At 67.8% G+C, this 12,549-nt stretch carries 12 protein-coding genes and 2 pseudogenes; 7 read left to right on the top strand and 7 right to left on the bottom strand.

Going from position 1 to position 12,549, the window contains the following annotated elements:
- Both A8G18_RS00365 and A8G18_RS00360 read left to right on the top strand, forming a co-directional pair.
- Positions 1-819: a helix-turn-helix domain-containing protein gene (locus tag A8G18_RS00365; RefSeq protein WP_064062296.1), complete on the top strand. Its 819-nt coding sequence runs from the start codon at positions 1-3 to the stop codon at positions 817-819.
- 47 nt (positions 820-866) lie between these two features.
- Positions 867-1,082, top strand: coding sequence for a hypothetical protein (locus tag A8G18_RS00360; protein ID WP_016932581.1), 216 nt, complete (start codon positions 867-869; stop codon positions 1,080-1,082).
- Positions 1,083-1,089: 7 nt separating this feature from the next.
- On the opposite strand, the gene A8G18_RS00355 is transcribed toward A8G18_RS00360, so the two are convergent.
- Both A8G18_RS00355 and A8G18_RS00350 read right to left on the bottom strand, forming a co-directional pair.
- Positions 1,090-1,614, bottom strand: a complete 525-nt coding sequence (locus A8G18_RS00355; RefSeq protein ID WP_064062275.1) for a 2'-5' RNA ligase family protein — start codon at positions 1,612-1,614, stop codon at positions 1,090-1,092.
- Complete coding sequence (locus tag A8G18_RS00350; protein ID WP_232284686.1) at positions 1,614-2,363, bottom strand: CPBP family intramembrane glutamic endopeptidase; 750 nt, start codon at positions 2,361-2,363, stop codon at positions 1,614-1,616. Before A8G18_RS00350 ends, A8G18_RS00355 begins: the two co-directional genes overlap by 1 nt.
- A 279-nt stretch (positions 2,364-2,642) precedes the next feature.
- Here A8G18_RS00350 and A8G18_RS00345 point away from each other — a divergent pair, with 279 nt between their 5' ends.
- Complete coding sequence (locus tag A8G18_RS00345) at positions 2,643-4,340, top strand: fumarate hydratase (protein ID WP_064062274.1); 1,698 nt, start codon at positions 2,643-2,645, stop codon at positions 4,338-4,340.
- 67 nt (positions 4,341-4,407) lie between these two features.
- Here A8G18_RS00345 and A8G18_RS00340 read toward each other — a convergent pair whose 3' ends face one another.
- Positions 4,408-4,869 carry a carboxymuconolactone decarboxylase family protein gene (locus A8G18_RS00340; RefSeq protein ID WP_064062273.1) on the bottom strand — a complete coding sequence of 154 codons (462 nt, stop codon included), beginning with the start codon at positions 4,867-4,869 and terminating at the stop codon, positions 4,408-4,410.
- Between the two features lie 75 nt (positions 4,870-4,944).
- Here A8G18_RS00340 and A8G18_RS00335 point away from each other — a divergent pair, with 75 nt between their 5' ends.
- Positions 4,945-5,835, top strand: a complete 891-nt coding sequence (locus A8G18_RS00335) for a sigma-70 family RNA polymerase sigma factor (RefSeq protein WP_064062272.1) — start codon at positions 4,945-4,947, stop codon at positions 5,833-5,835.
- Between the two features lie 54 nt (positions 5,836-5,889).
- On the opposite strand, the gene A8G18_RS00330 is transcribed toward A8G18_RS00335, so the two are convergent.
- A complete protein-coding gene (locus A8G18_RS00330) occupies positions 5,890-6,282 on the bottom strand; it encodes a hypothetical protein (RefSeq protein WP_060651732.1) in 393 nt (130 codons plus the stop codon).
- Positions 6,283-6,503: 221 nt separating this feature from the next.
- Here A8G18_RS00330 and uraD point away from each other — a divergent pair, with 221 nt between their 5' ends.
- The 3 genes and pseudogenes from uraD to A8G18_RS23175 all read left to right on the top strand — a co-directional run bounded on the left by uraD (position 6,504) and on the right by A8G18_RS23175 (position 9,071).
- Positions 6,504-7,010, top strand: coding sequence for a 2-oxo-4-hydroxy-4-carboxy-5-ureidoimidazoline decarboxylase (uraD, locus tag A8G18_RS00325; RefSeq protein ID WP_084421303.1), 507 nt, complete (start codon positions 6,504-6,506; stop codon positions 7,008-7,010).
- Positions 7,007-7,330, top strand: a complete 324-nt coding sequence (gene uraH, locus A8G18_RS00320) for a hydroxyisourate hydrolase (protein ID WP_060651733.1) — start codon at positions 7,007-7,009, stop codon at positions 7,328-7,330. Before uraD ends, uraH begins: the two co-directional genes overlap by 4 nt.
- Positions 7,331-7,335: 5 nt before the next feature.
- Positions 7,336-9,071: pseudogene (locus A8G18_RS23175) on the top strand (xanthine dehydrogenase family protein molybdopterin-binding subunit).
- Between the two features lie 85 nt (positions 9,072-9,156).
- Here A8G18_RS23175 and A8G18_RS00310 read toward each other — a convergent pair.
- The 3 genes and pseudogenes from A8G18_RS00310 to A8G18_RS00300 all read right to left on the bottom strand — a co-directional run bounded on the left by A8G18_RS00310 (position 9,157) and on the right by A8G18_RS00300 (position 12,272).
- A complete protein-coding gene (locus tag A8G18_RS00310) occupies positions 9,157-9,894 on the bottom strand; it encodes an alpha/beta fold hydrolase (protein ID WP_064062271.1) in 738 nt (245 codons plus the stop codon).
- Positions 9,891-10,975: pseudogene (locus A8G18_RS00305) on the bottom strand (isopenicillin N synthase family dioxygenase). Before A8G18_RS00305 ends, A8G18_RS00310 begins: the two are co-directional and overlap by 4 nt.
- On the bottom strand, positions 10,956-12,272 hold the full coding sequence (locus A8G18_RS00300; RefSeq protein WP_425337680.1) for a nucleobase:cation symporter-2 family protein: 1,317 nt from the start codon (positions 12,270-12,272) through the stop codon (positions 10,956-10,958). Before A8G18_RS00300 ends, A8G18_RS00305 begins: the two are co-directional and overlap by 20 nt.
- Positions 12,273-12,549: the final 277 nt, after the last annotated feature.

Genomic DNA, 12,549 nt, shown 5'->3' with positions numbered 1-12,549 from the left:
ATGACCACGGTCGACGCTCCCCATGCCGGCGCGCTGCTGCGGACGTGGCGGGAACGACGCGGGCTGAGCCAGCTCGCCCTGGCGCACACCGCCGGCATCTCGCCGCGACATCTCAGTTTCGTCGAGACCGGCAGGTCGCGTCCGTCGCGCAGGACGGTGCTCACGTTGTGCGAGCATCTGGAGGTTCCGTTGCGCGAACGCAATTCGATCCTCCTGGCGGCGGGTCTGGCACCGGCCTATCCCGAGCATCACCTCGGCGATGTACCGATGTCCGCGGTCTCCGATGCGATCACCCGGATTCTCACCCTGCACAACCCGTTTCCTGCGCTCGTCGTCGACCGGCACTGGACGATGGTCGACGCGAACGACGCGGTCGTCGCACTCGTCGAGGGGTGCGCTCCGGAACTGCTCGAGCCACCGGTGAACGTCCTGCGACTGACCCTGCATCCGCGCGGCCTCGCCCCGCGCATCGCCGATGCGGGACAGTGGCGCGCCCACCTCCTCGCCCGCCTGCAGCACCAGATCGGGGCGACCGGCGATCCGGAACTGAAGCGGCTGCACGGCGAACTCGTCGGTTATCCCTGCGACGACCCGGCCCCCGAGGACGTCCCGCACTCTCTCGTCGTGCCGTTCCGTCTGCGCACCGAGCGCGGCGAGTTGTCGTTCCTGAGTACGACGACCCTGTTCGGCACTCCCCTCGACGTGACGGTATCCGAGCTCGCGATCGAGGCGTTCTACCCGGCCGACGCCGCGACGTCGCAGGCACTCGTGCGGGGTTCGCATCTCGATCCCGCCTCGTACGTGGAGGTTCCGCGCTAACGTGGGAGGTGCGCTGCTGCCGAGCGGATCATGCGGAGGACACCGACATGAGTACTGCGAAATGGTGGGTTCTCGACGAGCGGGGTTCCGGCTTCGCCCTCGAACATCGCCCTTCCGGCGACGTCGTACTGATGAACACCGCGACCTCGGAGGAACACGTCCTGCACGGCTACGTGTGGAAGCACTGTCCGCACTTCGGCCTGCAGATCCAGAGCGAGGGACCGCCGCCGTACGGGCCGTGGGTGGAGAATCCCGAGGATTGAATTCCTGTCACGGGATCACCCGTAACGGTGTGTGCTCGCCGCTGGCGGTGTCGATCAGCACCGCGCGGTTCAGCGTCGCCTCCATCGGGAGCACGTCGTATACGACGGCACCGAGACGGTCGAGTTCCTCGCGTCTGGTTCGAGGACTCAGCGAACAGTGCGGGGTCCAACGTCCGGGTATGTAGTAGCGGTGCAGGTCCGCTCCCGTCGCCGTCACGACCTGCACGACGCGGGCCTGCCGCTGCACGAGTTCGGCCGAGGGGGCCGGCACGAGCGACGCGCGACCGCGCCGGAACAATCCGAGCGCATCGATGTAGACCCGGACCGGTCCCCCGTCGGGCACGTCCCCGAGAGCCGCGACGACGTCGAGCAGGTCGTAGCTTCGCAGCACCGCATAGGAGAGATGCGGGACGTGTCTGCGGTGTGTGTGGGTGAGCAGGGTGGGGATGCCGTCGTCCTCGAGCCGGCCCCACAATCGCCGTATCGCGCGATCGGTCTCGGTGTCGAACAGGAGGCAGACCGCCAGCGCCATCAGTTGAGGGTCGCGTGCCAGACGAGTGCGGCGGCGAGCGCGCCCGCCCCGTTGAGCGACCAGTGCAGGGCGATGGGCGCGAGGATGCTGCCGCTGCGCCGGCGCAGCCACGTGAAGACGAAGCCCGCCGCGGCAGTCGCGATCACCGCGCCGACGATGCCGGCGACCTGCGCGAGCAGGCCGGCGCCGAGGAACGCGCTGAGGCCCGCGTTGCCCGCGGTGAGCCCGAACGACGACGCGACGTGCCACAGGCCGAACAACAGGGATCCCGCGGCGAAGACCCCACGCGCGCCCCACACCCGCTCGAGGGTTCCGTGGAGCACTCCGCGGAAGGCGAGTTCCTCGGGGATGACGGTCTGGAGCGGGATGATGATCATCGAGGCGACCAGGGCGCCGGAGATCGTGGCGTAGCGCTCGGAGAGGAAGAACTGCCTGGTGAAGGGCAGAGCGATACCGATGGCGACTACCGTCAGGACGAGAACCACGGCCGCGACGGAGTACAGCGTCCCCCGCTTCCAGTGCCGGGGCGACAGGCCGAGTTCGGACCAGCGCATGCCGCGTCGACGCATCATCGCGACCAGCACGCAGGCTGCGATCGGCACGGTCGCGATCGACGCCCACGTCGTCGTGAAGTGGGCGATGAGATTGGTGGTGACGAGCACCGTGATCACCACGGCGAGATCGATCCACGCGTGGAAACGGGGCAGCCATGCCAGCGACGGCAGGCGTCCGGCCTCGGGCGAGGGCAACCGTTCGATTTCTACGGTCACGTGCAATCCCTCCGGCAATTCTCGAACATCCGGTCAAGTGTACGGTTCGGGGCCGGCCGGGCGCCGTGACGCAGACCACTCCGGCCTCGATTCCTTTCAGGATTCCCACTCTCGACGTCATGGACACACCCCCGAACACCGCGAGATCCGGGTCACATTCGGAGTGCAGGCCGAGTCCGTCACATGCCCCGTTGTCAACCCCTTGCGTCCGCGCCGCTAACGTGTATGGCGATCACCAGCCCTCTTCCAGGAGAAACAATGGCCGACTTCCTCTACGAGGACCTGCTGCCGATCGGGGAAGACCCCACCGAGTATCGGCTCCTGACCACCGAGGGGGTGTCCACCGTCGAAGGACCCGACGGCCGCACCTTCCTGAAGGTCGAGCCCGAGGCCCTGCGCCTGCTCACCGAGACCGCGCTGCACGACATCTCCCACTATCTGCGCACGGATCATCTGAAGCAGCTGGCGAGCATCCTCGAGGATCCCGAGGCGTCGAACAACGACAAGTTCGTCGCACTCGATCTCCTGAAGAACGCGAACATCGCGGCCGGTGGAGTACTGCCGATGTGCCAGGACACCGGCACCGCCATCGTCATGGGCAAGCGTGGCCAGCACGTGCTCACCCCGGGCGACGACGAGGAGTCCATCGCGCGCGGCGTGTACGACGCGTACACGAAGCTGAACCTGCGGTACTCGCAGAACGCCCCGCTGACGATGTGGGACGAGAAGAACACGGGCAACAACCTGCCGGCGCAGATCGAGCTGTACGCGGACACCGCGAAGGGCCACGAGAACGCCTACAAGTTCCTGTTCATGGCCAAGGGCGGCGGATCGGCCAACAAGTCGTACCTGTACCAGGAGACGAAGGCCATCCTGAACCCGGACTCGATGATGCAGTTCCTCGAGGCCAAGATCCGGTCGCTCGGCACCGCGGCGTGCCCGCCCTACCACCTCGCGATCGTCGTCGGCGGCACCTCCGCCGAGTTCGCGCTCAAGACGGCCAAGTACGCATCGGCGCACTACCTCGACGAGCTGCCCACCGAGGGTGCGATGACCGGCCGCGGCTTCCGTGATCACGAGCTCGAGAAGAAGGTCTTCGAGCTGACCCAGAAGATCGGTATCGGCGCGCAGTTCGGCGGCAAGTACTTCTGCCACGACGTCCGCGTGATCCGGCTGCCTCGCCACGGCGCCTCGCTGCCCGTCGCGATCGCCGTCTCGTGCTCGGCCGACCGGCAGGCCAAGGCCAAGATCACCCCCGAGGGCGTCTTCCTCGAGCAGCTCGAGTTCGAGCCCGGTCGTTTCCTGCCCGAGGTCACCGACAGCCGGCTCGACGCCGAGACCGACGGCATCTCCGGCACCGGTAAGGGCGCAGCCGTCAAGATCGACCTCACCCGGCCGATGCCGGAGATCCTCGCGGAGCTGTCCAAGCATCCCGTCAAGACCCGCCTGTCGCTCACCGGCCCGCTGGTCGTCGCCCGCGACATCGCGCACGCGAAGATCAAGGAGCGCCTCGACCGTGGTGAGGAGATGCCGCAGTACCTGAAGGATCACCCCGTCTACTACGCCGGTCCGGCGAAGACCCCCGAAGGCCTCGCGTCGGGTTCGTTCGGTCCGACGACGGCCGGTCGCATGGACTCCTACGTCGACCAGTTCCAGGCCGCCGGCGGCTCGATGGTGATGCTCGCGAAGGGCAACCGCTCCAAGCAGGTCACCGACGCCTGCCACAAGTACGGCGGTTTCTACCTCGGCTCCATCGGCGGCCCGGCCGCGCGTCTGGCGCTCGACTGCATCAAGAACGTCGAGGTCGTCGAGTATGAAGAGCTCGGCATGGAAGCAGTGTGGAAGATCGAGGTCGAGGATTTCCCCGCCTTCATCGTCGTCGACGACAAGGGCAACGACTTCTTCGCGCACACCGGAGAGGTCACGCTCACGGTCGGCAAGCGCCCTGGTCTGTAGACCCGGCTCGCTGTAGACGCACCACCCCGAACGGTCCGGCAGGATTCCTGCCGGACCGTTCGTCGTCTCAGCTCCGGGGTGCGGCTCCGGCCGGTTGCCGGATCGTGGCGTTGACCCGGTTCCACATGTTGATCGTCGCGATCTGCATGACCAGCGCGGCCAGTTGCTTCTCGTCGTAGATGTCGGCTGCGGCGTTCCACACCTCGTCGGAGACGGATTCGGGCCGGTCGGCGATCCGCGTGACGGCCTCGGTGAGCGCGAGTGCGGCGCGCTCGGCCTCGGTGAATCGTCGCGATTCGCGCCAGGCCGCGACCGCCGTGAGCCGCTCGACGCTTTCCCCGTCGTCCAGTGCTTCACGCGTGTGCATCTCCACGCAGAAGCTGCAGCCGTTGATCTGGCTGGCCCGCAGGTGCACCAGGTGGACCGTGCGGGCCGGGAGTCCGGTGTTCTCGTAGGTCCGGCCCGCAGCCTGCAATGCGTCGAGGGTGCCGGGCAGCACCATCACGGGATTGTTCATTCGTGCTTCCATCGTCCGCTCCTGTCACATCGGTTCTTCGGGATCCGTCACTTCCTTGACGGATCCCGACGGAAGAATGTGACGACGATGGACGAGGAATTTCTGGCGAGGGAGTTCGACGCACACCGTGAGCGCTTGCGCGCGGTCGGCTTCAGGATGCTGGGGTCGGCGGCGGAGGCGGACGATGCGGTGCAGGAGACCTGGTTGAAGGTCGCTCGCGCCGACACCGAGTCCGTGGACAATCTCGGCGGCTGGCTCACCACCGTGATGAGCCGCGTGTGCCTCGACATGCTGCGTGCGCGTTCGGCGCGTCACGAGGTAGTCGTCGGCGAACCCGTCGAATCGCCTCGACGGAACGACAGCTCCGAGGATCCGGAAGACGAAGCAGTGCTTGCGGATTCGATCGGTATCGCGATGATGGTGGTCCTCGACGCACTCGGTCCCGCCGAACGTCTCGCCTTCGTGCTGCACGACATGTTCGGCATGCCGTTCGACGAGATCGCGCCCGTCGTCGGCCGATCCCCCGCCGCGACGCGTCAGCTCGCCAGCCGTGCCCGGCGGCGGGTGCGCGGCGCTCGCACGGCGTCACCGGGTGCCGGGGATCCGCGTCGGGTGGTCGACGCCTTCCTCGTCGCGGCCCGCGAGGGCCGTTTCGAGGACCTGCTCTCGGTGCTCGATCCCGACGTGGTGCTCCGCGCCGACACCGTGGCGGCAGCGAATGCCGAGACGGGCCGGTTGCACGGTGGCCCCGCACTCGAGCCGGAACTGCGCGGCGCCGACACGGTGGCACACGCCTTCCACGACCGCGCACGCGGCGCGGTGCCCGCGACGATCGACGGCCTGCCCGGGGCGGCATGGGCGCCGGGCGGGATCGTGCGGTCGGTGTTCCGTTTCACCGTCGAGGACGGTCGCATCGTGGCGCTCGAGGTGATCGCGGATCCCGCGGCGATCGCCGCGCTCGACACGACCCTGCTCTGACGCCCTGCCCCGATACAGGTCGAGCCCGGCCGGGCTCGAATCCTCGGTTGCCCGTCAGGCGGCGCAGGTGTGCGTCCGCGCGAGCACCGCGGGCGACTGCACGACCACCTGCTGCAGGAAGTCGAGGACGATGCCCGGTGCCGGATCGGCGCCGGGTGCGAGTACCGAGCACAGCACCCGGTACTGGTCGTCGCTCATCACCGGCGCGATACGGAAATGCGTGGTCATCGCGAGCGTGAAGTCGATCCCGAAGTCGCGGGCGCGGACCTGCAGTTGCGGACCGTGCTCCCCCGCGATCAGGCAGATCTCGAAGACGGCCCGTCCTGCGGTGTGCTCGAACGATGCGGCCGGAACGTTGTTGCGGACCATCTGCCGGTAGAGAGGCCGCAGTCCGCCGAGCACGACCGGCGGAAGCGTCACTGCTCGAGGACGGTCGGCGGTGAACATGTGATCACTCCTTCAACCCTGCGACCCATCCGGGTCGCCCACTTTTTTCTGGAATAAATCCAATAAATGGAACTATTCCAGAAAAACGTTCACGGCGCAACCACCTCGTTGGCCGATCATCCAACCGGCGCACCCGCGGCGGACCGAACTCTGTAGCGCTTGTACCTCCCCCGCCGCACGCCCACCGGACAGTATCGAATGCACCGACGAAAGGAGGGTCCGTGCAGCTCACAACGGCCCGGTTCGATGCGATGCCCGAGGACGAGGCCGTCGCTCTGTTGCTCGACTGCTGTTCGAGCCGGACATGGGCACACTCCGTCGTCGCAGCGCGCCCGTTCGGTTCGCGCACCGTGCTGCTCACCACCGCAGCTGCCGCGGCCGAGAACCTCGACGGTGACGACCTCGCCGACGCTCTCGCCGGCCACCCGCGCATCGGCGAACGCAGTGAACACGCTGCTTCCCGTCGCGAGCAGTCCGCCGTCGCCACGGCCGACGCCGACATCCTCGACCGGCTCGCCGCCGGCAACCGCGAGTACGAGGAACGGTTCGGGCACGTCTATCTCGTCCGCGCGGCAGGCCGCACGGCGCCGGAACTGCTGGAGATCCTCGAACGTCGCCTCGACAACGACCCGGAGACCGAGAAGGCCGAGATGCGAGCGGCGCTCGCCGAGATCACCCGACTTCGCCTCGAACGGATCGTCACCGAGACCGCACGGAGCCGCGCATGAACACCCTGAGTACCCACGTGCTCGACGCGACGGCCGGTGCACCCGCGGTGGGACTGCATGTCACCCTCACCGATACGCACGGAACCTCGTTGGGCGCCGGCGTCACCGACGACGACGGTCGCCTCACCGGTTTCACCGGCGCGCTGCCCGAAGGCACCTACCACCTGACCTTCGCCACCGGCGACTGGTTCTCGCGCCGCGAAGTCGCGTCCTTCTATCCGGAGGTGACCGTCACCTTCCGTATCCCGAAAGGCAGCAGCCACTTCCACGTGCCGCTCCTCCTGTCGCCCTATTCGTATTCCACCTACCGCGGGAGCTGACCACCATGATCGAACTGACCGGCAGGATAGTCCTCGGACCGCACCGCTACGGCAAGGCAGAGAACCGGGTGGTGCGCATCGTGCGCGACACCGACCGCCACGAGATCCGCGACCTGAGCGTCTCGTCCTGCCTGCACGGCGATTTCGACGCCGCACATCTCGAGGGAGATCAGGGCACGGTGTTGCCCACCGACAGCCAGAAGCAGACCATCTACTCCTACGCCAAGGAGAAGGGCGGCGGTTTCGGCGCCAAGCAGGAGATGCTGGTCGAGGACGTCGTCGCGGCGGCGGTCCTGAGGACGGGACGCCCGGTGCAGTGGGAGTTCACCCGCTCCGATCAGCTCACCGTCGCTCCGTGCCGGCATCCCATGCGGGTCGACGTCACCCTCGCCGCCGACGCCGACGGCGTCCTCACCGCTCTCGTGATCGACGTGCTCGCCGACGCGGGTGCCTACGGCAACCACAGCCCCGGGGTGATGTTCCACGGCTGCACGGAGTCGATCGCGGTGTACCGGTGCCCGAACAAGCGGGTCGACGCCGAATCCGTGTACACGAACAACCGGCCGTCGGGCGCCTTCCGCGGTTACGGACTCGGTCAGGTGATCTTCGCCGTAGAGTCGGCCATGGACGAACTCGCCGGCAAGCTCGGCATCGATCCGTACGAGTTCCGGCGCCGCAACATCATCGTGCCGGGAGATCCGCTGGTCGCGGCGCATCCCGAGGGCGCCGACCTGACGTACGGCAGCTACGGACTCGACCAGTGTCTCGATCTTGCCGAACGGGCGATGGCGCGCACGGCGGCCGGCCCGCGCCGACCGGTGATCACTGGCGGATCGGCGAGGGTATGGCGCTGGCCATGATCGCGACCAACCCGCCCAACGGGCACATCTCCGAAGCCTCGATCGAACTCCTGCCCGACGGCAGGTATCTCGCCCGGGTGGGCACGGCGGAGTTCGGCAACGGCACCACCACCGTCCACACCCAGATCGCGGCCACCGCGCTCGGCACCACCCCCGACCGGATCGTCGTCCACCAGTCCGACACCGACGTCACCACCCACAACACCGGCGCGTTCGGATCGTCGGGCACGGTCGTCGCGTCGAAGGCCCTGCTGGCAGCCTCCCACGAACTGCGACGCCGGATGGCCAAGGCCGCCGCGGAGCTGACCGTCACCGACCCGGAGCAGGCCGAACTGCAGGCCGACGGCGTGCGGTGCGGCGATCGTCTCGTCACACCGGGAGAGTTACTGGAGGTCGCGGGTGGCCGGTTGCGCGCCGAGGGCAGGCACTGCGGTCTGCCGCGGTCGCTCTCGTTCAACGTGCAAGCCTTCCGCGTCGCCGTCGACATCCGCACCGGTGAGGTGCGGATCCTCCGCTCGGTCCAGGCCGCCGATGCCGGCACCGTCCTCAACCCCGAGCAGTGCCGTGGGCAGATCGAAGGTGGCGCGGCGCAGGCACTCGGTGCGTCGATGTACGAGGAGATCATCACCGACGACGCGGGTCGCGTGACGACGGATGTGTTGCGCAACTACCACATTCCGCAGTTCGCGGACGTCCCGCGTACCGAGGTCTACTTCGCTGACACCTACGACGGACTCGGGCCGGTGGGCGCCAAGTCGATGAGCGAGGCCCCGTTCAACCCGATCGCCCCGGCATTGGCGAACGCCGTGCGCAACGCCATCGGAGTACGACCGCACGAGCTGCCGCTCTCCCGCGACCGCATCTGGCGCCTCATGCAGTGACCCCTACCCGTCGAGACCGGTGTTGTATGCGATTTCCGGCGGCCGGATTTCGCACACAACATCGGTCTCGTTGCGTAGATCCGGACTATGTTCGGACGCGCTCGGTGCACCAATCCACCAGCGCCACCGCGAGGTCGTCGCGGGCGGACAGCTGTGGTGCATGGTCGGACTCGAGCGACACGACCTGCGCACCCGGCGTGAGGTGTTGCATCTCCCGTTGGGTGACGACCGGGACCGAATGATCCAGTGTCGCTTCGATGTACAGGCGTGACAACCTTCCGAACCGTTCCGGTGTCCAGGTGGGCGCCATGAGCCGGGCGGTTTCGAGTTGCGGCACGAGCCGGCGTGCGGCACCGATCGCGTCGGCCGCGTCCGCCTCGTGGAAGAACACCGCCGCGCCAGCCCCGGGTGGCACAATAGTGCCGCGACCGTCCTCGGTGGGTTCGAGCCACCGCGAGATCCCCACCGGCGCTTCGAGACCGATTCCGTCGCAGAGCATCCCGAAGTCGACCCCGGACAGGAGCATCATCCCCGCCACGTAAGCGACCCCGGCGATACGCTCGGGCGGCATCTCCGCGACCTGCGTGACGACGATGCCGCCACCGGAATGGCCGACGAGGATTACCGGACCGTCAAGTCCGGCAACGTGGTTGGCCACGACCGTGGCGACGTCGTCGAACGTCACGTCGTCGACGCCCCACGATCCGACACCGGGAAGCGTAGGCGGGTGCGGGACGTACCCGGCCCGGCGGAGCGGTTCGAGCAGCGTGTCCCACACCCAGTTTCCGGCCCACGCACCGTGTACGAGCACGACATGACTCACGCGCGGTTCTCCCCCGTCGCCGCCAGCACACGGGCGGCTTCGCGCACTGCAGCGGTGTTGGCCTTGCCGTGCTACGACCCGGCGAGCTTCGCCTTGATGTGATCGCGGATCAGGATGGGTTCGTAGGGCTCCGGGCCCGCATACTCGGGCAGGATGGAGACCACCGCGTCGACGTTGCCGTCGTGGAAGAACGCCACCGAACGACGGCGCCGGATCCTGCCGTCGACGATCGGCGGCATGACGCGGTGCAGCGTCGACATCCACCGGTCGTCGGTGATGCGGGCGGTGAGATCGCCGAGGTTGACCAGCAGGGCACCGGGCAGCGGTTCGACGTCGTGCCAGATGCCGTCGGAGCGGAGCACCTGCAGGCCCGCGACCCGGTCGGCCCACAGCACGGTGACGATCCCGAAGTCGGTGTGCTCGCCCATGCCGGTGAGATCGCCGTCGAGGTCGACGGTGCCCTCGGACAGCGCGTAGTTGTTCATGCGCAGCACGTCGATCGAGTGGTCGGTGAGCCGCTCGAAGTAGTCGGGGCCTGCCCGAGCGCGTCGGCGAAGATCCGGGTGAGGGTCCGCGCGACCCGCGAGGCCTCGGCGAAATAGGTCTGCACGCGGTCCTCGAAGCCGGGGACGTCGGGCCAGACATTGAGTCCGTAGTCGTCCTCCGACGGGTCCAGGTGGGGGAACGACCGGGCCTTCACGCCGACGTTGTATGCCTCGAAGAAATCGTTCATGCGGCCGGCGGATTCGACGCCGAGGCTCAGGCTCAGTGACTCGCTCTTCGGCGGGCTGTATCCGCGGTTCGCGCCGACCACCCGGTACTGCTGCTTGTCGTCCATCGGCAGGCCGAAGAAGTCGCCGAGGGCGCCGGCGAGGCCGTCGACCACCGGATCAGGTATGCCGTGTCCGAGGATCTGGACGAATCCCACGCGACTGCAGACTTCGTCGATCTCACGGGCGACACGAGCGCGTTCGGCGTCCTCGCCGGCCCGGACGTCCGGGCCGATGTCGCCGCCGGCCCGCACGTACGGGCCGATGTCGACGGCGGGAACGACGAAGGCGTCAGACGGCGACTGGTTCATGGGCAACTCCGTGGGGAGAGGGGGTGCCGGCCGAGGTGACGGGGGCCGGTGTGCCGGACCGGGACGCGCGAGCCGATGTCCCGAGACGAGTGTGGTTGAACAGCAGGTTCAACGAGAACGCCGCGATCGCGGCGAGCGTGATGCCGCTGCCGAGCAGGATCTGCGCGGCGGACGGGAAGCGCTCGAACATGCCCTCGGCGAGTTCGGGCAGCAGACCCACACCCACCGCGACGGCGGCGATCGTGGAGTTGATGCGGTCGGACAGGTCCACCGAGCGCAACGTGTTGATGCCCACGAGGGCGACGGTGGCGAACAGGATCAGGCCGACACCGCCGACCACCGGCTTCGGCAGCGCCGCGACCACCGAGCTCACCTTCGGCAGGGCACCGAGGACCACGAGGATCGCACCCGACGTGGCGGTGACGTAGCGACTGTAGACGCGGGTGGTGGCGACCGCACCGACGTTCTGGGTGAAGACGGTGTCGACGAAGGCGTTGAAGACACCGGCGAGCACAGCGGACGCCCCGTCACCGGCGAGTCCGCGGGCGATGTCGCCCTTGCTGACGCGCTTGCCGGTGATCTCGGCGACGGCGAGCATGCTCGCGGTGGATTCGGCGAAGACCACGGCCATGACGATGCTCATGGCGACGACCGCGGTGATGGGGAATTCCGGTGCACCGAAGTGGAAGGGCGCGGGCAGACCCACCCACGAGGAGCCGGTCACGCCGCCGAGATCGATCAAGCCGAGCGGAACCGCGACGACCGTGCCGATCGCGAGGGCGATCAACATCCCGAGCTGCGCCCAGATGCCGCGACCGAGGCACAGGAATCCGACGGCGACGACGATGACCAGCACGGCCAGGGCGATGTTGGTGGGCGAGGCGAAGGTGGGAGACGACGGGTCGGTGCCGACGATCAGTCCTCCTGCCACGCCGATGAGCGAGATACCGACGACGGTGAGGACGGCACCGGTGACGAGCGGCGGGAAGAACCGGATGATCCTGGCGAACGGCCAGGCCAGGGCGAGACCGATGATGCCGCCGATCAGCATGGAGCCGTAGACGGCCTGCAGGCCGTATTCCTTCGCGATGAGGATCATCGGCGTCAGGCCGGCGAAGGTCGCACCGCAGACGATGGGCAGGCGGACGCCGACGAGTTTGCCGACACCGAGGCTCTGGACGATGGTGATCAGACCGGCGATCAGCAGGTCGGCGCTGATGAGCATCGCGATGGTGTCGCGGTCGAGTCCGACGGCCGCGCCGAAGACCAACGGGACGGTGATGCATCCGGTGTACATGATCAGGACATGCTGGAGGCCGAACCCGAACTGCCGGAGGAACGGCAGTCGCGCGTCGACGGGTGCGGTGAGGTCATGTGATCGCTCCCATTTCGGATGCAGTGCTGTATACGGTGCCGGATACAGCTTGGGGGCCGAAGTTTTCGGGCTCGAGTCATCGTGTTTCGTGCGGGTAAGGAACCGCTCATCACACCGGCATGCCGTCGCTACGAACGCCTGAAGCCGACGTCATCCTTGCGGTCACGTCCCTCTACCGTGCGAGTGATGGTTCCGACCT

Origin of the sequence: Rhodococcus gordoniae (assembly GCF_001646655.1) — a bacterium.
GTDB classification, from domain to species: domain Bacteria; phylum Actinomycetota; class Actinomycetes; order Mycobacteriales; family Mycobacteriaceae; genus Rhodococcus; species Rhodococcus gordoniae.
Note: the sequence above shows the minus strand (reverse complement) of the source record. Positions and strands in the feature narration are given on the sequence as shown.